The sequence below is a fragment of the Cupriavidus sp. 01L46 genome (genome assembly GCF_056399905.1).
Genome location: NZ_JBFTSF010000041.1, coordinates 1 through 19,710 on the forward strand (window position 1 = coordinate 1; position 19,710 = coordinate 19,710).

General features: G+C 67.5%; 20 protein-coding genes. 7 read left to right on the forward strand and 13 right to left on the reverse strand.

Going from position 1 to position 19,710, the window contains the following annotated elements:
• From AC1DS3_RS09945 to AC1DS3_RS09960, 4 genes are all read left to right on the forward strand, one after another.
• The coding region (locus AC1DS3_RS09945; protein ID WP_477127092.1) for a TolC family protein at nt 1-852 on the forward strand (852 nt) is incomplete at its 5' end.
• 2 nt (nt 853-854) lie between these two features.
• Entirely contained in the window at nt 855-2,156 is a 1,302-nt protein-coding gene (locus AC1DS3_RS09950; protein ID WP_441637704.1) for a multicopper oxidase family protein, read from the forward strand.
• Nucleotides 2,157-2,185: 29 nt separating this feature from the next.
• Nucleotides 2,186-2,695 carry a cupredoxin domain-containing protein gene (locus tag AC1DS3_RS09955; protein ID WP_477127093.1) on the forward strand — a complete coding sequence of 170 codons (510 nt, stop codon included), beginning with the start codon at nt 2,186-2,188 and terminating at the stop codon, nt 2,693-2,695.
• A 65-nt stretch (nt 2,696-2,760) separates the two neighbouring features.
• Nucleotides 2,761-3,129, forward strand: a complete 369-nt coding sequence (locus AC1DS3_RS09960) for a copper-binding protein (RefSeq protein ID WP_441637700.1) — start codon at nt 2,761-2,763, stop codon at nt 3,127-3,129.
• A 30-nt stretch (nt 3,130-3,159) separates the two neighbouring features.
• Here the strand turns inward: AC1DS3_RS09960 and AC1DS3_RS09965 are convergent, their stop codons facing one another.
• The 11 genes from AC1DS3_RS09965 to AC1DS3_RS10015 form a co-directional block, all read right to left on the reverse strand.
• Nucleotides 3,160-3,492: an H-NS family nucleoid-associated regulatory protein gene (locus AC1DS3_RS09965; RefSeq protein WP_441637698.1), complete on the reverse strand. Its 333-nt coding sequence runs from the start codon at nt 3,490-3,492 to the stop codon at nt 3,160-3,162.
• A gap of 249 nt (nt 3,493-3,741) precedes the next feature.
• Nucleotides 3,742-4,140 carry a DUF350 domain-containing protein gene (locus AC1DS3_RS09970; RefSeq protein ID WP_441637696.1) on the reverse strand — a complete coding sequence of 133 codons (399 nt, stop codon included), beginning with the start codon at nt 4,138-4,140 and terminating at the stop codon, nt 3,742-3,744.
• Between the two features lie 70 nt (nt 4,141-4,210).
• Nucleotides 4,211-4,966 carry a hypothetical protein gene (locus AC1DS3_RS09975; protein ID WP_441637694.1) on the reverse strand — a complete coding sequence of 252 codons (756 nt, stop codon included), beginning with the start codon at nt 4,964-4,966 and terminating at the stop codon, nt 4,211-4,213.
• 26 nt (nt 4,967-4,992) lie between these two features.
• On the reverse strand, nt 4,993-6,165 hold the full coding sequence (locus AC1DS3_RS09980) for a glutathionylspermidine synthase family protein (RefSeq protein ID WP_477109295.1): 1,173 nt from the start codon (nt 6,163-6,165) through the stop codon (nt 4,993-4,995).
• On the reverse strand, nt 6,162-7,571 hold the full coding sequence (locus AC1DS3_RS09985) for a saccharopine dehydrogenase NADP-binding domain-containing protein (protein ID WP_441637690.1): 1,410 nt from the start codon (nt 7,569-7,571) through the stop codon (nt 6,162-6,164). The genes AC1DS3_RS09980 and AC1DS3_RS09985 overlap by 4 nt, the downstream gene beginning before the upstream one ends.
• Nucleotides 7,572-7,649: 78 nt before the next feature.
• Complete coding sequence (locus tag AC1DS3_RS09990; RefSeq protein ID WP_441637688.1) at nt 7,650-8,612, reverse strand: phosphatidate cytidylyltransferase; 963 nt, start codon at nt 8,610-8,612, stop codon at nt 7,650-7,652.
• Between the two features lie 6 nt (nt 8,613-8,618).
• Entirely contained in the window at nt 8,619-9,245 is a 627-nt protein-coding gene (locus AC1DS3_RS09995; RefSeq protein ID WP_477127094.1) for a lysophospholipid acyltransferase family protein, read from the reverse strand.
• 6 nt (nt 9,246-9,251) lie between these two features.
• Nucleotides 9,252-9,722 carry a hypothetical protein gene (locus AC1DS3_RS10000; protein ID WP_441637684.1) on the reverse strand — a complete coding sequence of 157 codons (471 nt, stop codon included), beginning with the start codon at nt 9,720-9,722 and terminating at the stop codon, nt 9,252-9,254.
• Entirely contained in the window at nt 9,703-11,136 is a 1,434-nt protein-coding gene (locus tag AC1DS3_RS10005; protein ID WP_477127102.1) for a phosphatase PAP2/dual specificity phosphatase family protein, read from the reverse strand. Before AC1DS3_RS10005 ends, AC1DS3_RS10000 begins: the two co-directional genes overlap by 20 nt.
• Nucleotides 11,136-12,926: a bifunctional alpha/beta hydrolase/class I SAM-dependent methyltransferase gene (locus tag AC1DS3_RS10010; protein ID WP_477127095.1), complete on the reverse strand. Its 1,791-nt coding sequence runs from the start codon at nt 12,924-12,926 to the stop codon at nt 11,136-11,138. Before AC1DS3_RS10010 ends, AC1DS3_RS10005 begins: the two co-directional genes overlap by 1 nt.
• Before the next feature lie 6 nt (nt 12,927-12,932).
• Nucleotides 12,933-13,598, reverse strand: coding sequence for a CDP-alcohol phosphatidyltransferase family protein (locus AC1DS3_RS10015; protein WP_441637680.1), 666 nt, complete (start codon nt 13,596-13,598; stop codon nt 12,933-12,935).
• A 489-nt stretch (nt 13,599-14,087) separates the two neighbouring features.
• On the opposite strand from AC1DS3_RS10015, the gene AC1DS3_RS10020 reads away from it, so the two are divergent.
• Complete coding sequence (locus AC1DS3_RS10020; protein ID WP_441637678.1) at nt 14,088-14,354, forward strand: hypothetical protein; 267 nt, start codon at nt 14,088-14,090, stop codon at nt 14,352-14,354.
• 23 nt (nt 14,355-14,377) lie between these two features.
• Here AC1DS3_RS10020 and AC1DS3_RS10025 read toward each other — a convergent pair whose 3' ends face one another.
• Nucleotides 14,378-15,220, reverse strand: a complete 843-nt coding sequence (locus tag AC1DS3_RS10025; RefSeq protein ID WP_441637676.1) for a beta-keto acid cleavage family enzyme — start codon at nt 15,218-15,220, stop codon at nt 14,378-14,380.
• A 37-nt stretch (nt 15,221-15,257) separates the two neighbouring features.
• Nucleotides 15,258-16,229, reverse strand: a complete 972-nt coding sequence (locus tag AC1DS3_RS10030) for a 3-hydroxyacyl-CoA dehydrogenase family protein (RefSeq protein WP_441637674.1) — start codon at nt 16,227-16,229, stop codon at nt 15,258-15,260.
• Nucleotides 16,230-16,432: 203 nt separating this feature from the next.
• On the opposite strand from AC1DS3_RS10030, the gene AC1DS3_RS10035 reads away from it, so the two are divergent.
• Both AC1DS3_RS10035 and AC1DS3_RS10040 read left to right on the forward strand, forming a co-directional pair.
• Nucleotides 16,433-17,359, forward strand: coding sequence for a LysR family transcriptional regulator (locus tag AC1DS3_RS10035; RefSeq protein ID WP_441637784.1), 927 nt, complete (start codon nt 16,433-16,435; stop codon nt 17,357-17,359).
• Nucleotides 17,360-17,565: 206 nt separating this feature from the next.
• Nucleotides 17,566-19,698: a cation:proton antiporter gene (locus AC1DS3_RS10040; RefSeq protein WP_477127096.1), complete on the forward strand. Its 2,133-nt coding sequence runs from the start codon at nt 17,566-17,568 to the stop codon at nt 19,696-19,698.
• Nucleotides 19,699-19,710 lie beyond the last annotated feature (12 nt).

Here is a 19,710-nt window from a genome sequence, read left to right on the forward strand (position 1 = left end):
GCCGAGACCGGCGCGCTGTTCGCCCGCGACCTGGCGCGCGCAGGCAACGTCAGCGCGCTCGATCACGCGCGCGAGCAGGCCTTTTACGCCGAGGCCGCAACCCAGCTGGCCCGCACCCGCCAACAGGCACTGGCCGCGCGCGAGCAGCTCACGCGCCGGCTTGGCTTGTGGGGCACCGGCGCGCAATACCGGCTCCCCGAACGCCTGCCGGACCTGCCGAAGGGGCGTCCCGCCATGGCGGACCTGGAGGGCTATGCCATTGCCAGCCGCCTCGATCTGCAAGCCGGCAAGCTGCAACTGGATAGCCTGGCGCGCTCGCTTGGACTGACCCGCGCTACGCGCTTTATCAGCGTGCTGGACGTGAGCTACCTGCACAACTCGGAAACCGGCAAGCCGCGCGAGACCGGCTACGGCATCGATATCGAGATCCCGCTGTTCGACTGGGGCGGCGCCCGCGTGGCGCGGGCCGAGGCGGTCTACATGCAGGCCGCCAGCCGGCTCGCCGAGAGTGCCATCAATGCCCGCTCGGAAGTGCGCGAGACCTACGCCGGCTACCAGGCGCGCTACGACATCGCCCGGCATTACCGCGACGAAGTCGTGCCGCTGCGCAAGCGCATCTCCGACGAAGGCATGCTGCGCTACAACGGCATGCTGGTCGGCGTGTTCGAGCTGCTGGCCGACGCGCGCGAGCAGGTCGGTGCCGTCAACGGCTATCTCGATGCGCTGCGCGAATACTGGGTGGCCGAAACCGAACTGCAGGGCGCGCTCGGCGGACGGCTGCCGGACGGCGGCGCATTGCCTCTGCCTGCATCCTCTTCCCAAGCCGCGCCCGCCTCGCCCAAAGGACAATGACCATGGTTACCCGAAGACAATTCCTGCATGGCTCCGGCGCCACCATGCTCGGCGCGGCGCTGGTGACGCGCGCCGGCGCCGCCGTGCTGCCCGAGGCCGCGCTGCAAGCCAGCCCCGCCACCCAGCCGCCGCTGGCGCCTGCCACTGGCCGCCCGTACAACCCGGTGGTGACGCTCAACGGCTGGACCCTGCCCTGGCGCATGCGCCAAGGCTGGAAAGAGTTCCACCTGGTGGCGGAGCCCGTCGAGCGCGAGTTCGCGCCCGGCATGAAGGCACACCTGTGGGGCTACAACGGCCAGAGCCCCGGCCCCACCATCGAGTGCGTGGAAGGCGACAAGGTGCGGATCTTCGTCACCAACAAGCTGCCGGAACACACCACCGTGCACTGGCACGGCATCATCCTGCCGGCTGGCATGGACGGCGTCGGCGGCCTTTCGCAGCCGCATATCCCGCCCGGCAAGACCTTTGTCTACGAGTTCGAGATGAAGCACGCCGGCACCTTCATGTACCACCCGCATTCCGACGAGATGGTGCAGATGGCGATGGGCATGATGGGGTTCCTCGTGGTGCATCCGAAAGACCCCGCGCAGATGCGGGTCGATCGCGATTTTGTGTTCCTGATCTCGGCCTACGACATCGACCCCGGCTCCTACACGCCGCGCGTGGCCGAGATGACGGATTTCAATATGTGGACGTGGAACAGCCGCGTGTTCCCGGGCATCGACAGCCTGCCGGTACGCCTGGGCGATCGCGTGCGGATCCGCTTTGGCAACCTGACCATGACCAACCATCCGATCCACCTGCACGGGCACCGCTTCGAGGTAAGCGGCACGGATGGTGGCTGGGTGCCCCCGTCCGCGCGCTGGCCGGAGGTGACCACCGACGTGGCGGTGGGACAGATGCGCGCCATCGAATTCATCGCCGACAACCCTGGCGACTGGGCTTTCCACTGCCACAAGTCCCACCACACCATGAACGCGATGGGCCATCAACTGCCGACCATGATCGGCGTCAAGCAAAAGGACCTGGCCAAGCGGATGAACGCGCTGGTGCCGGAGTACATGGCGATGGGCGAGGCGGGCATGGCGGACATGGGCGGCATGGAGATGCCATTGCCGGACAACACCTTGCCGATGATGACAGGACAGGGGCCATTCGGGCCCATCGAGATGGGCGGCATGTTCACGGTGCTCAAGGTGCGCGCCGGCCTTGGCCGCAACGACTACCGCGACCCCGGCTGGTATCGCCATCCCAAAGGGACTGTTGCCTTCGAATACGCCGGCGCGCCAGGCGCCGGCCAATGACCACACCAACCAGAAAAAGGAAAGACAACATGCGAAACAGGAAATCCCGCGCCGCTACCGCCTGGATGGCGGTGGCCAGTGCCGTTGCCCTAACCCTCCCGTTCGCCGGCGCCTTCGCCGCCGGCAACCACGGCGGCCATCATGCCAGCGAGGCAGCCGGCGCCACCAGCGCCATTGGCGAGCCTGGCAACGCGGCCAGCGTGAGCCGCACCATCCAGGTCAGCATGACCGACAACATGCGATTCACCCCGGCTGATATCCAGGTCAAAGCCGGCGAGACCGTCCGCTTCGTGGTGCGCAACGCCGGCGAGCTGCGGCATGAGATGGTGCTCGGCACCGAGGCCGACCTGAAGGCGCACTACGCCKAGATGCTGAAGATGCCGGAGATGGAACACGCCGACCCGAACGCGGTCACGCTCGAAGCCAGCCAGCGCGGCGAAATGGTGTGGCGCTTTACGCGCAGCGGCCGGGTGGACTTTGCCTGCCTGCAGCCCGGCCACTATGACGCCGGCATGCGCGGCAAAGTCAGCGTGCGCTAAGCGATTTAGCGACGCGGCGACACCGCCCCCTGTATTCAATACCAGCCAACCAGGAAGGAATGCAAATGAACCCCAGCAAGAACCTGCGCGCGTTGCTGCCGCTGCTGCCGCTACTGGCAGCCTTCGCCACCTTGCCGGCCCAGGCCGCCACCCATGCCGGCAATGCTCTCGCCCCGGCCAGCGCGGCGCAAGCCGAGGCTGTGCCAATGACCGATGGGGAAATCCGCAAGGTAGATGCCGCAGCCGGCAAGCTGACCATCAAACATGGCCCCATCGCCAACCTGGATATGGGCGCCATGACAATGATCTTCCGTGTGCAAGACCCGGCCCTGCTGGGTCAGGTCAAGGAAGGCGACCAGGTGAGATTCAGCGTGATCCGGGCCAACGGCGCGCTGACGATAACCGCGCTGGTGGTGCAGCCGCCGGAGAAGTGAGGGGATGTTGATCCGACGGTTATCCGACGGTTATCCGACCCGGAAGAAATCGACCGTCTGCCCCGCGTTGACCGCCCGCTGCAGCCACTCCGGACGCTCGCCGGTACCGTCCCAACTCTGGCCCATGGCGTTGCGATAAAGCGCCCGGGCTGGCTTTTCCGCCTCGGGGGCTGCTGCRGGCGCGGCAACCGGGGGCGCAACTGCCAGCGTGGCCCTTGGCACTGCCTGAGCCGGTGCCGGCGGCGCCGTGGGGGCAGCGAAACAGCCCGCTTCGAGTAAATCGTCGAGCGTGAGGCCGTGGCGGTCCATCTGCTCACGGACCCACGCCGCCGCGGCTAGTTTGGCTTCATCAGACTCTGACATGACTTTCGTAATTGACCTTGCCGGCGGACAAATGGCCGGCAAAGCGGAGGAAGGGGGGCAATCCAGCGGGTCAAGCCGCCTGTGAGGCACGATTTTACAGGGTCTTGCGTCTTTGCTGGCGCAGACATTTCCTAAGCGTTAATGCCAGTTGCCGCGCGGCGCCTGGCACGTCCACAGATCCCGCCAACGCACTGCAAGGTGCACACTCCGTCTCTCGGCGCCCGCCCACATGCCAAAGCAGCGGCGAAGCTAGGCCAGGCAGGCGGCATTGACGATGCCCGCCGCCAGCGATACCACCCCCATCAGCGCCCCCATGCCGCGATTATCCGCGGTGATTTCCTCGCTGACGCCGCGCAGCGCCCGTGCCACCAGCACATAGGCCAGCACCTGCACCACGAACGCACCAAAGCCCCACAGCACGAACATCGAGAAGGCGGCATTGTGCTGGATGCTGGCCGAGAGCGTCAGCGAAAACCCTAGCACCGCGCCGCCCAGCGACAAGGCCGCCGCCACATTGCCCTGGCGTATCAGCTCGAACTCGCGGTGCGGCGTGATCCGCGTGTAGACGAGCAGAAACAGCCCCAGCATGGCGAAGCTGGAGAGAATATAGATCAGGTAGGCATAGACCGGTTGTAGGGGCAATGTCATGTGGATTCCTGTGGATTCCTGGTTGGGTTGAACCGGATTTGGAGCGAATCTGAAAGGGTGCGATGCAGCCTTAACCACCGCCGGAGCGCCCGGACCCGCCAAAGCGACTGGTAAAGCCGCCGCGCGAGGACACTGCAGGCGCCCGGCTGACAGCGGCCGCGCGCATCGACATGCCGCCGCTCGCGCCACGCCCCAGACTGCCGCGGCTCAGCGTGGCCTCCTCGACCATCGTCGCATGCGGCGTGCCCGGCGCCTGGCTCACGCGGGTCAGGTTGCCGTTGCTGTCATAGACACCCATGGGCCGCGAGTTGCCGCTCGACATGTCGCGCCGGGTCTGCGTGCCGTCCGGGTGGTAGACCGTGCCGGACTCGGTGTAGTACGGCCCGTACCAGCGGGCCACGCCGCCGTGATACCCGCCATAGTAGCCACCGCCATGGCCACCGCTGCTCGTGCTGGCGCTGCTGCCATCGCTGCCGGCCGTATCCGCCAGGCTGGAGGCGTAGATGTTGTCGACCGGCACGCCTTCGCAATCCTCGGGCGCATTCCAGTCGGCCACGCAATCGGCTTGCGAGGCATAGCTGGCGCGCCGCACGGTCACGGCTTCGTCATCGCCATCGTCGCTGCATGAGCCGATCACCGCCACGCCAGCCGCCAGCGCGCAAGCGCCGATCAGCCACAGCGCCGGCGAGCGGGACTTGCGCCGGCCGCGGGCGGCGAGCGCGGGCTGGCCTGACCATGCGGACTGACTGGAGCCGCTTGCCCGCGGCTGGTAGGGGCTGTCGTACTTTGACGGCTGGCCGCCCTTCTTGCCTTTCTTCTTGGCCATTGCGCTGCGTTTCTCCTTTCTCCGGATCAGGCGTGCTGAAAATAATGCGGGACGAAGAAGCTGGTGTTCTTGGCGATCGGTCCCAGTTCCTCGCGCACGCACAGGCCGCTGGGCACGTCATCGACCAGCCATACGCCGAGCGTGGTGTAGCGATCGTCAAAGCGCTGCGCGGGCGCGTAAGCCTGATAGATAAAGCCTTCCTCGCCGTATTCGCCGGGATTCTCGAAACGCCCCTGTGGGGTCACCAGCGCCACGCTCTCGCCCTCGCGCGACAGGAACGGCTTCTTGGCGTAAGAGCGCCCGGCAAAGGTGGCTTCGCGAAACGAGGCCTCGAGCAGATTCGGATGGCCGGGGAACAGGTCCCACAGGATCGGCAGGATGGCCTTGTTGGCGAGCACGGCTTTCCAGGGTGGCTCCACCCATCGCACCGTGCTGCCCGCCAGCTCCGTGCGATAGTCGGAAGTGGCCATCCATTCCCACGGGTAGAGCTTGAAGACCAGCTCCATCGGCTGGTCGTCGCCATCGTAGAAGCCGCCGCGCCCATCGGAGCCAACCTGCTCCAGGTCGGCCAGCTTGACCGACCACCCTGCCTGCAGCGCCGTGTCCATCAGGTACTCGACATTGCAGACATCCTCCTGGCTGTCGAACATGCAGGCGAAATGCAGGACCTTGGCGTCGCGATAGTGGCGGCGCAGCCATCGCCAGCGCGACACCAGCGCTTCGTGCAGGCTGTTGAACTGATCGGCGTCCGGCCGCACCGCCTCCTTCCAGAACCATTGCGCCAGGCTCGATTCGATCAGCGAGGTGGGGGTATCAGCGTTGAACTCGTACATCTTGGGCACGCCAAGCGCATCCATGGTCATGTCGAAGCGGCCGAACAGCGTTGGCTCGTCGCGGTCCCAGGAGGTGCGGATCAGCTCGGCAAAATCCGGGGCAATGGCGAGCCGCGCAAACAGGTCGTGGTCGATCACGTGCTGCACGGCTTCCAGGCAGCGCTGGTTCAGATCGAGCGCGGCGGCATACAGCGCCTCGATCTCCTGCGCCTCGAACTCGTAGGCGACGTCTTCGCGCCAATAGAAGAACGTGTTGCGATCCACCTGGCGCGGCAGGTTTTGCTCGTCGAGCGAGTGGAAGTGAAAACCGATGCGCTCAAGCTGCTGCGGCCAGTCGGCACGCGGGGTCTGGGCAATGCGTTTCATGACAGGGCGATCTCCGCGGCACTCGGCGTTGGCGCCGGCGCGGATGCAGCAATGAGGAATTCGTCGAAGGCCAGCGAGCGACGACCCGGCCTGGGCGTCCAGTCGGTGAAGCGCGTGACGAGAGGCGCCCACCAGCCGGCTGCGTGCTCCAGCACCAAGTGGTGATCCATGGCATCGGACTCGGTCACGCCGCGCGCCGGATTGGCCTGCGCCCAGCGCATCGCGGCGACGATGCTGGAGGCCACCTGCAGGCTGGTGGCGGAGTTGTGCGGCGCCAGCGCACGTGCCCGGTGGATGTCGAGCTGCGAGCCGTGCCACACCGCGCCATGGCGCCCGCTCATCAGCAGCACGCCAAGCTCATCCACGCCATCGACGATCTCGTCCTTGAGGATGCGGTGGCTGGCAATGCGGCTGGCGTCGCGCTCGCCCAGCCACTGCATCGATGCCATCGTGGCGCAGGTGGGGCGGTAGGCGTAGTAGGCCGTGGGCCGGTAATGCGGCTCGCCGGGCGTGGCACAGCTAAGGTACTCGGTGATCGAGATCGATTCGTTGTGCGTGATCAGGTAGGCATCGAACGGACCGTGCAGCGCGGACCATGAGCGCACACGGGTGCGGTGCCCGGGCCGGTCCAGCACGATCGCCGCATCGCTGCCGTAGCCATGGCGCCGGCCACCGGCAGGCAGCGCGGGCTCGTGGCTGCCCCAGCCCAGTTCGGCGTCCTGCAGGCATTCCGTGATGAAGCCATCGGCCGACCAGGTATTGGCGAATTCGCCGTGCGCCGGATAGCCCGGCGCGCACTGGCTGTCGTGCTCCGCCACCTGGATCACGCGCACGTCGAGCCGGCGCGCGAGCCGGGCCCAGCCCGCCTGGTCCTGCGGTGGGGAGTCTGGCACGCCGGCGTGCCGCGCGAGTTTCAGCAAGGCGGCCTTGACCAGTAGCGAGACCAACCCGGGATTGGCGCCGTGGGCAACCAGCGCGGTGGACATCCGCTCGCGGCCGCGGGCAAACGCCAGCATCTCGCTGCGCAGGGCGTAGTTGTTCAGATGAGATGAGGCTACACCGTCTTCGTAGTCCCATGGCTCGATGCCGCTATCCAGGTAGAGCGCGTGGTGCGCCTGCGCCAGTGCGATCAGGTCGCGGCTGCACACGGCGGGCGCCAGGTTAAGCAGGCAGGTTTGCGCCCCCAGCAGCGGACTCAGCACCTGTGCAAAGTTGTCCGGCGCCACCGTGGCATGCAGCGGCGTGGCGCGGTATTGCCGGGCCAGCGCCAGGCGGTGGGCGTCCATGGCCCGGTCGACAACCGTAACCGCCGCTTCCGGGTGCGCCTGCGCCAGCAAAGGCAGGATGGCCTGGCCGATGCAGCCAAAACCGACAATGACGATATGCTCGATGCGCTTGCTAGACATGATGACAACGCGCCGGGCCAACGCGCGGGCTGGACCGGCAAAATTCAAGAAAAATAACGAGGAAGGCGATGGAGCCGCTCAGGGCACCCACCAGTACCGCGTGATGTGAAAGAAGATTGGCGCGGCGAACACCACCGAATCCAGCCGGTCCAGCATGCCGCCGTGGCCCTGGATCATCTGGCCCCAATCCTTGATATTGCGGTCGCGCTTGATGGCCGACATCACCAGCCCGCCCAGGAAACCCATCAAGGCAATCACCAGCGCGATCAGCCCCGCCTTCCAGGGCGAGCCATACGGCGTGATCCACCAAAGCGAGGCGCCCAGCGCGGTGGCGCTGGCCACGCCGCCGATAAAGCCTTCCACGGTCTTGGATGGCGACAGCAGCGGCGCGATCTTGGTCTTGCCTAGCAGCTTGCCCCACACGTACTGCAGCACGTCGCTGCCCTGCACCACGATCACCAGGAATGCGATCAGCAACAGGTTGCGATCCTCGAAGCCAGGAATCGGCAAGGTCAGCAACGCCGGCACATGCGACACGCAGAACACGCAGATCATCACCGCCCACTGCACCCCCGCGCAACGCTCGAGAAAGCGCGTGGTCTCCGCAGACAGCGCTGAGAGTATGGGCAGGATCAGGAAAGCGTAGACCGGGATGAAGATGGAAAACAGCCCGTACCAGCCGGTGTACACCAGCACGTATTGCAACGGCAGGAAGACAAAGAAGGCGGCGACGATGGCGCGATGGTCCCCCCGCCGCGTGGTGGTGATGGTGATGAACTCGCGCAAGGCGAAGAACGACAGCAGGTAGAACAGTACGATGATGGCGGTGCGCCCCATCGCGAACGCTACCCCTAGCACGCCGATCATCCACCACCATGCCGATACGCGCGCGGCAAGGTTGTCGATGACCGCGTGCGGGCCGCCCCGGGCCACGCGCCAGCGCAGCAGCGCGGTCACCGTGGAAGCCAGCACGAGTACGCCCAGCACGCCGCCGAACAGCAGCCAGGTCTCATGCATCATGGTCAGGTGAGGAAAGGTCATGGGTTCTTAGTCCAGCGCGGGCGCCAGTGTCAACAGGCCATCCCGGCAGCGCGCCAGGAAGTCATCCTTGGCTTCTTCCGCGCCCAGGGTCAGCGGCTTGCCGAAGGTCACGGTGCACAGCAGCGGCACCGGCACGATCTCGCCCTTGGGCATCACGCGGTTGAGGTTGTCGATCCACACGGGCACGAACTCGATCTGTCCGCAAACCTTCGCCAGGTGGTAGATGCCGCTCTTGAAGGGCAGGAGCCGTTCGTCGGTGGTAWTGCGCGTGCCCTCGGGAAACAGGATCAGCGAATCGCCCTTGCGCACCGCCTGCTGCATCAKGGCCACGGGATCGCTGCCCGGCTCGGCGCGGGTGCGATCGATCAGCAGCGCGTTGAATACATCCTTGCCGATAAAGCGGCGCAACGCCGATTTGTTCCAGTAGTCCGCGCCGGCCACGGGCCGCGTTAGCGAGCGCAAGTCCGGTGGCAGGCAGCCCCAGATCAGCACGAAGTCGCCGTGGCTGCTGTGGTTGGCGAAATAGATACGCTGCGCCGCAGCGGGCATGCAGCCGTTCCAGCGCGCCTGCATGCCGGTCAGCAAGCGCGCGAACAGGATGATGGCGCGCGCCACCAGTTTGGAAATCCACATCGTGTGTTATCTCAGCAGCAGTAGCAGCAAGGCCACCAGCAATTGCAGGGCGGCGAGTCCCGCAGCCCAGTGGAGAAAGCGCAAGGCGCCGCGAGCGCGCTGCGCCAGGGATCGCCCGCCGGCCTCGGGAGCCGCCCATCCGAGCAGCACCAGCGCCTGGTCCAGCGAGGCCAGCGTCGAGACCGGATCGGCAATGCGCAAGGCGTCGGCAAGTGCCGCAAACAAGCGGCGGTCGATCGCCACGCGGATCAACAGCCACAGCTGGGCCGCGCCAAGCAGCGCCGCCACGATGCCAAGCACCAGATAGACCTGCCCCGCCGGCGACAAGGTACCGGCCAGCAGCAGGTTGATGAGTGCCAGCACCAGCCCGGCCCAGAGCACGCGGCCCGCGCCATCTAGGCCACCCACCGCGGCCTGCGCCATCCAGTGCCCGGCGGCGGCATCCAGGTGATGGTCGTCATGCATCGGAACCGACATGGCCTGCTCCCCCTGAAGCCTGTGCGGCCGCCTGCCGGCGGCGGATGAACTGCGACAGCGCCGCCACGCTATCCGGGCCCAGCACCACGGCCGGACGCCCCTTGCGCAGCAGGGCCAGCGCCTGCCCGGCGTCGCGCGCGCCGGCGTGGCCGGCGAGCCATGCGGCAGCCACCAGCGCGCTGCGCGAATAACCCAGCGCGCAGCACACAAGCACMTTGCGGCCATCGCGATGCCAGGCTTCAAGCACGGCCACCGCTTCGTCCAGCTGCGCCGGCGCGGGCACGGTCAGGTCCAGCACCGGCACGCAGCGGTACCAGGCGGCATTCGCCAGCCGCGGCAGCTCGGCGGTCAGGTCGAGCACGGCATCGGCCCCGAGGCGGCGCAGTTCGGCGCCGCCGGGGAAGCGGCCGACCCAGAGGCCGGGCACGATCTGGCTGGCGCCGGGCTGGCGGCGTGTCCACCAGCGTGAGTTGGCCAGCGCGCCCAGCAGGTAGGGCGCCAGCACCCAGCGCGCCGCCATCGGCATGGTGCCGTCGTGCCGCTTCTGGAACATGGCCGGAACGCCCCGCCGGTAGACCGCCGCGACGCAAGCCAGCGACAGGGCCAGCCAGCCCAGCAGCAACGCTGCGAGGGCCGAGGCGGGCAACAGCGCCAGCGCTAGCGCCCCAACGGCCAGTGCGCCCATGGCGTAACGCCCGGCCAGTTGCCGCGTGCGCACCCGGGCAGCGGGCACCGCATTGCCCTGCCCCGCCCCGAAGGGAAACAGGAAAACGCAGAACCAGCCCACCAGCCAGCCGGTGGGCACGTCGATGACATGGTGCTGGTAAGTGGTCAGCACCGACGCGCCGATCAGCGCAAACCAGCCGTGCAGCAGCCAGCGCCAGGCGCCGCGCGCGTGCATGGCATAGGCTACCCACAGGATCACCAGCAGGCTGATGTGTAGTGACGGCGCCTGGTTGAACGGCTTGTCGAAGCCGCCCAGCAGCGTGAAGAGGTGGCCGGGCACGCCGTCGGCCTGCGGGCGATCGAAGGCGAAACGCAGCGGAAAGGCAATGAAGCAGGCAACCGAGATCAGTTGCGCCGCCAGCAAGCGCTTGGCATGGACGAGCAGCTCGGCGCGCGCGCGCCAGAGGAAAAAGGACAGGCCGTAGAGCAGGTCGATCGACCAGTACGGCACGATGCTCCAGGGCACAAAGGGAATGTGCCGCTCCCATTCAAAGTAGAAGAACGGGACCTCGGCACGCTGGCTCGCCAGCCAGTTGGCCAGCCCATAGGACGAGAAAAACAAGGCGCCCATGCCGGCCAGCAGGACCAGGGCAAGGCCCCAGGGGCGAGCCTCGGCAACGCCCGGCTCCCCTGCGGCCATGTCTGCGGCCACGTGTGCGGCCCCGCCTTCGGCCTGCCGGCGCAGCATCACGCGACCCTGCGCGCCAGGCTGACCGTGAAGATGCCCCACGGGTCGATGCGCTGCGCGATCTTCTCGAAGCCGGCTTGCCGGACCAGCTCATCCATCTCCGCCTGCGAGCGGCGCCGCATCACCCAGGCCGAGCCTGCGCGATGGCTGGTGAGCGCACGCGCGATGAACTCGAGCTGCGGGTGCCAGGGCTGCCCGGTATAGACGAGGTAGCCGCCCGGCGCCACCGCCCGCGACAGGCCCMCAAGCGAACGAGACACCATGCCGTTGTCGCCGAACAGCTCATACAGGCCTGAGACGATAGCCAGCGTGGGGGCCGGATCGAGCGCGGCGAGATCGTCGCCGTCGAAGGCGTCGCCCTTCTCGAAGCGGGCAATGTCGGACAGGCCCTTGCTGCGGATCAGCGCGCGGCCCTGTTGCACGTTGATATCGCTGTAGTCGCGCAGCAGGATGCTCTGCACCTGTTGCGCGGCTGCTCCGTTGATGCCCTTGGCTGCCAGCGCCTCCAGCACGTAGCGGCCATGGCCCGCGGCGATATCGACGATGCGCACCGGCACGCCGGCGGCGCGCAGGCTGCCGATGGCGACGCCAAGCAGTTCCTCGATGTTCACCTTGCGCTGGCGGATGCCCCGCCAGCCGATCGCGTCCAGGTAGTTGCGGTCGACCATCGAGCCGACGCCAAACCGCCCCTGCGCCTTGTTGCAGTAGACGTAGTCGAGCGTGGAGCCAGAATCGAAACCGGTCTTGTGCCCGAGCCGCACCCCGTCGGACAGCAAGCCGCCGAACTTCAGGCCAGCGCGCGTCAGGCCCCAGTAAATGCCTGCCGGGCTGGCCGGGGACAGTGGCTGCGCCAGCCGGTCGGACTCATCCTTGAAGGCGCCGCCGCGATCGGCGTTCAGCAAGGAGACCGGCGCCGATGGCGTCTCGAACTCGCGCACGATAAAGCGCCGCGCCGCCGCCACGGCCTGCGCGCGGTCGCGCTCGCCCAGGGTGTCGTGGTAGAAGCCGTCCAGCACGATGCGCTCCTTGACGCTGGAGCCCAGCCGCTCATAGAACGCATCCTGCGGGCCGCGATGCACCACCCAGTCCGCGCCGGAGATCAGCAACTGCGTGGGCACGGTGATGGCGGCTGCATCGGCCACGATGCGATCGGCCGTCTCGTAGAGATCCAGCAGGATATTGACGGCAATCGGGCGCGTAATCAGCGGATCTTGCTGGTAACTGGCGATACGGTCGGGATCGTGCGTGAGGAACCTGGCCTTGACGTAGCTGTTGACGAAGAACTTGCCCCGCAGCTTGTGCATGAGCTTGAGGCCCGGCCGCGCCAGCGGCACGTAGAGCTTGACCTTGAACGCCGGCGAAGCCAGCACAAGGGCGCGGATCCGCGGCGCGTAGTCGTGCACCCATGTTGATGCCAGGACAGCGCCCACGCTCTGCGCGACCACGGCGATGCGCTCTACCGGAATGCCGTGCTCGGTGGCGATGTGGTCGATGAACGTCTGGATATCGCGCACCGACGTGGCCAGGCTGGGGCTATAGCCGCGCTCGCCCGGCGAACGGCCGTGGCCGCGCGCGTCCCAGGCGAAAAAGGCGTGGCCGGGCAAGCCGAGTTCATCGACCAGGTGGGCGATGCGGCCCGAATGCTCGTGCCCGCGGTGAAACAGCACAACGGCGCCCTGCGGCGCCTGGCCGGTGGCAGGCGCCGCAGGCCAGTGGCGATAGAACAGCGACTGGCCATCGTGGGTTTCGAACTGTGACTCGACAGCGGTACGGCCGGTTTGACTATCCACGTAGTATCACTCCACGGGTTGGGAAGACGATTTGGCGTGCGGGGCTGCCTGGGCACGGGCCTGGCGTGCCTGCTCGCCCTCGGCCACGCCGCGGCGCACCCGGTTGGCGATGGTCAGCAACGACAGCAGCGACAACAGCACCCACAGCCAGTGAGCGGCGTGCGCCAGGCTCAGCCCGAGGCCGGTCCACAAGCCCAGCGCGCCCATCACCAGGGCCCGGTCGCTCTTGCCCAGGGGGCCATCGTAGCGGCGGCTGGCACCGGCTAGCGGCCCGATCAGGCCAGCGCACTCGACGATGACGGCCAGCAGCGCAAACACCATGGTCTCGCCGGCACCAAACGGTGCAACGAGGGCGAACGGCAGGATCAGCGCAATATCGGAGACGATGTCCCCAAGTTCATTGAGATAGGCGCCCAGCACGCTTTGCTGCCCGTGCTCGCGGGCCAGCATGCCGTCGATGGCGTTGAGCGCCATGCGCACGAACAGCCAGAGCGGCATCAGCAGGAAGACGCCCGGCAGCCAGGCCAGCGCGGCCACCAGCGCCCCCACCACCAATGACCCGCCAGCCGCCGCCAGCGTGACCTGGTTAGCGGTGACGCCGCGCGCGGCGAGGCGCTTCACCAAAGGCCGCAGAAGGGCCTGGAACTTCGGTTTGATTTGGTAAAGCGTCATGTTTCACGACCTTTTCAGGCCTTATGTCATTTTCGGCCATGGTATCCGCGCCCGCGGCCACTTGCCATGCCGGACCCGTTGCCCAGCCTCCCTGCAGCCGCCTTTGACGGCCGGATGGTGTGCTGCACGCCCGACAATCGGGCAAGCATAGCTTGATTGCGCGTTTTCGCCAATCATTAAGAAGTTATGAGATTTTTGGCACATTTTCGACACAGTTTGGGCGTGCCGAGCCAAGTTGCCCGCCAGGATTGGCGAGTCACGCCAGTTGGCAAAAGTTGGGGGGTCACGGGAAGAAGTTGCGCGAACTTCGAAGGCGTTGGGCCTTGCCGAAATCACGTGGCGGCGGACAAGGAATGCCGCCGAGGCAACGCATGCCGCATGACAGCATTGTCATGTGCCGGTCATGTTGTCGTGGGTGCCTGTTTCTTAGACTGCCAGCACGGTCGATCGAAAGAGATCGCCCGCCCCTCGAATCCTCGGAGAAAAACGATGCGTACTCTCAAGCAAGCCCTGCTCGCCACTGCGTTGGCGGCCACCCTTGGCGGTGTCGCCAGCCTCGCCAGCGCCGCCCCGCGCAGCGTGGACCCGTATCTCGATGGCGCGGCCACCGGCCAGGCGCGGGACGTCTACACCCAGGGCGCCAGCAAGCTCGGCCCGCGCGACCCGTTCACCGACGGCGCACGCACCGGCACGCGGGACCCGTTCACCGACGGCGCGCGCAACGGCACCCGCGACTCGTTCAGCGACGGCGCATGAGCACCGGCGCTGAGCGCCGCCGATCAGCGGATCTCGCTGTAGATTTGCCTGGCTTCGTTGGCCGAAGCTAGCGGGCGCCCAAGCGTGCGCGCACCTTCGGCCGCCTGCCCGACGAGTGCCGCGTTGCCTGGCGCGGTGCTGCCGTCGCGCAGCTTCAGGTTGTTCTCGAAGCCCACCCGCACGTGCCCGCCAAACGCAGCGGCCGTGGTCACGCAGGCATTCTCCTCGCGCCCGAAGGCGCAGATTGCCCACGGCAGCGCGCCCTCGTAGACCTGCAGGAACGGCAGCAGGTCGCGCGGCGACGATACCTGCCCCGCCGAATACCGGCCCAGCACAAACAGCACCGACCATGCGCCCGGCGGCACCAGCCCGCGGGCGCGCAGCGCTTGCCAGCGCGCCACGTCGGCCGCGTCGTACAGGATGATCTGCGTCATCACCCGCTCGCGCGCCAGCCAGGCCAGGAAATCGGCCAGCTCGGCCTCGGGAATGTCCGGCACGGCGATCTCGCGCAGTCCGATGGAAACTGCCTCCGGGCGCAGCTCGCGCACCATGGCGATCTGCTCGGCCGCGCGGTAGATGCCGGCGGCTTCGCTGGTCACCTGGACCAGCAAGGCGTCGCCCACTTCCTGCTTCACCACGGCAAGCGCTTCGCGATAAATCTGCGGATCCAGAGAATGGCGGCCGTCGGGCTGGCGCACGTGCATGTGCATCATGGCCGCGCCGGCTTCCAGGCAGGCCCGCGCGTCGGCCGCCAGCGCGGCAGCGGTCAGCGGCACGGCCTGGTGGTCCTTGGCGGTCTTGTAGGCGCCGTTGGGGGCGACGGTAATGATCAGTGGCGAATCCGCCAGCAAGGTGTGTTCACTCATAGTGCGCTTCTCATGAATCTTGTGGATCTGGTGAGGTTCAGGGTTCGATCTTGGGCAGCTCCGGCGCGATCAGGTCGAGCCCCGCGCGCAGCAGCCGATCATAGCGCTCGCGTTCCGCGGCGATGGTCTGCGGCGTCCACTGGTAAAAGCCTTCGCCGCTCTTCATGCCGTGGCGGCCGTCCGACGCGCGCTCGGTCAGGCACCGGGCCGGCTCCGCCGCGTTGTTGAACGTGGGATACATGGTAGCCCCGGCCGCCGCGTGCACGTCGATGCCAGCGTGGTCGCGTTGCATKACCGGCCCAGCGGCCAGGAAACGAAAGCCGAAGCCAAAGCGCACCGCCGCATCCACATCCTCGGGCGAGGCGATGCCGCGGTCGATCAGGTCGAAGGCTTCGCGCGACAGCGCGTGCTGCAGGCGGTTGGCGAGAAATCCCGGCAGGTCCTTCTTCACCTTGACCGGCACCATGCCGCAACGGCGCATGAAAGCGATCAAGGCGTCGGCGCCGGCCTCGGCGCTGCCCTCGCCCAGCACCACCTCCACCAGCGGCACCAGGTGCGCGGGCATGAAGAAATGCAGGCCGAGCATGCGCTCGCGGGTGGACAGGCCCGCGCCGATGGCGCTGATCGGGAAACTCGAGCTATTGCTGGCGAGGATGGCATCCGGGCGGGCGCGCTGGGCCAGGTCGGCGAACAGCGCGCGCTTGATGTCGAGCCGCTCGGGGATGCACTCGATCACCAGGTCGACCGTGCTCCAGTCAACCGCGTCGAGCCCTGCGGCTACCGACAATCCCGCGAGGCCAACCTCGGCCGCCGGGCCGATCGCGGCGAGATTGGCGGCCACCCTTGCGGCGACTGCCTCCGCGCGCTGCGTATCCGGCTCCACGACGGTGGTGCGGCAGTGCGCACGGGTGAGCACCACGGCCACGTCGGCGCCCATGGTGCCGCCGCCTACCACCACGGCGTGTGCGGTGCCAGGCGTGACTAGCGAAAAATGGGCGGCGTCGGGCATGGCGTTCCTTTGAACTATCTGGTGTTGTCGTTGGGCGGTTGAACCCGTGTTTGCCATGAAAACATGGCGAAAACATCGCCTGCGCCGCGTCATGGCCCGGGTTCAGCGGGATTGACCATGAGTGTAGACAAGCCGCTTTGATTGATGAATCAGATTTTCTGGATAAAATGATCGACAATCAAGATCAATCCGCCATCCGTGCCGTGAAAATCAACCTGTCGATGCGCGATGTCGAGACCACCCTGGTGCTTGGCCGCACCCTGAACTTCCGCCAGGCAGCGGGGCAGTTGCACCTGTCCCAATCGGCGCTGTCCACCCAGATCCTGCGCATCGAGGAATCCCTCGGCGTGCGGCTGTTCGATCGCACCACCCGCACCGTGCGGCTAACCGCGGCAGGCGAAGTCTTCATGCAGCAGGCTGCGATCCTGCAGGCCGCCTTCCGGGACGCCATCGACGCCGTGAGCGGCATTGCCAGCGCCGAGCGCGGCCATGTTGCGGTGGCCGCCCTGCCCTCGCTGGCCGCCCGCCTGCTGCCGCGCGTGCTGATGGCCTACCGGCGGGAGCATCCCAAGGTCACGCTCAAGGTCTTCGACACGCTCTCCGGCCCGGCCTTCGACCTGGTGCGTGCGGGCGAGGTGGACTTCGCGCTGACCGCAGCCGACCCGCAGCAGGCGGACCTGCACTACGACCCCATGATGTCCGACCGCTTCGTGCTGCTGATTCCCAGCGAGCACCCGCTGGCCCACGGCAAGGGGCCGGTGCGCTGGGCCGATACGGTGGACGCCGCCCATGTTTCCATGACGCACCCCAGCAGCGTGCGCCAGTACGCCGAATGGGCCTTCCTGCAGAACCGTATCCGCTTCCAGCCGGTGTTCGAGGCCGAGCACCTGGCCACCATCGCGGCCATGGTCGAATGTGGCTTCGGCGTGGCGGCGCTGCCTGAGATTGCGGCCGGCACGGTACGCCAGGCCGGCATTGTCGAGCGCTTGCTCACCGCGCCGGTGACGGAGCGCTCGATCGGGCTGGTGACGGCACGCAACCGCAGCCTGTCGCCCGCGGCGGCGGCGCTGGTCGGCGTGCTGCGCGCCCACCTGGCCCAAGCCGGCGGCGGCGTGGCCGATCCGGCATGAGCGAGCGGGAACGGGATCGCGCGAAGCGGTGGGCAATGCGGTGGGTAAAGCGCACGAGGCTTGAAAGCGCGCGCGATATCGCGGTATGTTCGGAGCCGGCAGCCATAGCCATAGCCATAGCCAACTAAGCCTAAGGATCCCCGAGTGACACAGTCGTCGCCCACAGTACAACCCGGGCCGGCCCGCRCCCGGCAATGGAGGCGCGCTTGAATATCGTCGTCGACGTGCTCATCCTGGCGGGCGCGCTGCTGGCCATCGTGGCCGTGGTGCAGGTCGCCGCTGCCAAGCTGGCATTGCCTGAATCCACTCTGCTCTCGGCCATCGGCATCGCCATCGGCGCGGGCTATGTGGCCATCGACGCCGCCTACCCGCAGTTCGCCTTGCATTTCCTCCATCCCCTGATCGACCCGGCGCTCCCGCCCGAGGCCTATCTGTGGATCTTCCTGCCGCCTTTGCTGTTCCACGCCGCGCTGACCGCCGATGTGCGCAGCATGCTGCCGGACGCCGCGCCGATCCTGCTGCTGGCCATCGTCGCCGTGATCGTGGCCACGGGCGTGATCGGGCTGGTCACCACGCTGGTCAGCGGCGCCAGCCTGGTAGTGTGCCTGCTGCTGGGCGCGGTGGTCGCCACCACCGACCCGGCCGCGGTGATCGCCATCTTCCGCGATGTCGGCGCACCCGGCCGGCTGATCCGGCTGGTCGAAGGCGAGAGCCTGCTCAACGATGCCGCCGCCATTGCCATTGCCGGCGTGCTGGTGGCCATGCTGACAGGCCATGGCGCCGAGGCCACGCTGGCCGCTGGCGCGCGGGAACTGGCCTGGTCGTTCGTGGGCGGCGTACTGTGCGGCGCGATCGCCGGACGCCTGCTGGCCGACCTGCTGCCGCGCCTGGCCGGGCTGGCCATGGCCGAGGGCGCGCTGACGCTGGCGCTGCCCTATCCGCTCTACCTGCTCGCCGACCAGCTGCTCGGCGTGTCCGGGGTGGTGGCCGTGGTTTGCGCCGGCCTTGTGGTGAGCGCGCTCGGGCCCACCCGGCTGAGCCCGCGCAACTGGAACCACATGCGCATGATCTGGGAGCAGTACGCCGGCATCACGGGGGCCGTCGTGTTCTTGCTGGCGGCGRTGCGCGTGCCTTCCTTGCTGGCCGGGGTGACCGTGCATCACGGCTTGCTGCTGCTGGCACTGGTAGTGGCCGCGCTGGGGGCGCGCCTGCTCACGCTGTTCGGCCTGCTGCCACTGCTTTCCTGGCTGAAGGTCAGCGCGCCGATCAGCAATGCCTACAAGCTGGCCATTGCGTGGGGCGGCCTGCGCGGCGCGGTGACGCTGGTGCTGGCGCTGGGCATTGCCGAAAACGAGGCGCTGCCGTACGAGGCACGGCACTTCATCGCCATCCTGGCCACCGGATTCGTGCTGGTCAGCCTGCTGCTGAACGGCACCACCCTGCGCGGGCTGATCCACCGGCTCGGGCTGGACCAGCTCACCGCCCAGGACCGGGCATTGCAGCAGCAAGCCATCCAGCTCTCCACCGAGGAGGTCGAAACCACGCTCGACCACATCGCGCAGACCTTCGACCTGCCTCCCGCGGCAGCGCGCGAAGTGGCGCAGCGCTACCGGCGCGAGATCGAGCTGGGCGCGCTGGAGTTCGATTTCGACACCGCGCTATCCGAGCGCGACCGCGTCACCATTGGCCTGGTCACGCTGGCCACGCGCGAGCGCGAACTGATCCCGGAGTACGGCAACGGCGTGATTTCGGTCGCCAATCTCGACGCCATGATGCGCAACACCACGCTGATGATTGACGCCGCGCGCGAGCATGGCCGCCTGGGCTACAACCGCGCCGCCCGGCATATCCTGGATTACCAGCGCGGCTACCGCGTGGCGCTCTTCCTGCACCGGCGCCTGTCGATCGACCGGCCGCTGGCCCATGCGCTGGCCGACCGCTTCGAGCTGCTGGTCTGCCGCCAGACGGTGCTGGAGCGGCTGCGCCAGTACAACCGCTCGCTGCTCACGCCGGTGTTCGGCGCGCGCATGGCGACCCTGCTGGACGGCGTGCTGGAGGAGCGCGTCAAATCGGCCGGCGGTGGCCTGGATGAGATGCGCGCGCAGTTCGGCGGCTACACGGTGGCGCTGGAAAAGCGCCTGCTGATGCTGTTTGCCCTGCGCAAGGGCCAGCGTTCGCTGGAGGCCATGCGCGAGGAGAAAGTCATCTCCAGCCAGGCCTACAACCAGATCGCGCAAGTGATCCAGCGCGCGTGGCGGGCCAATCTGGCGCGTCCGCCGCTGCGCAGCGCGATGTCTGCGCACCCGATGCCAGCAACGGAGTCGTCGTCCCGCGAATGAGGGGCGCCTTGC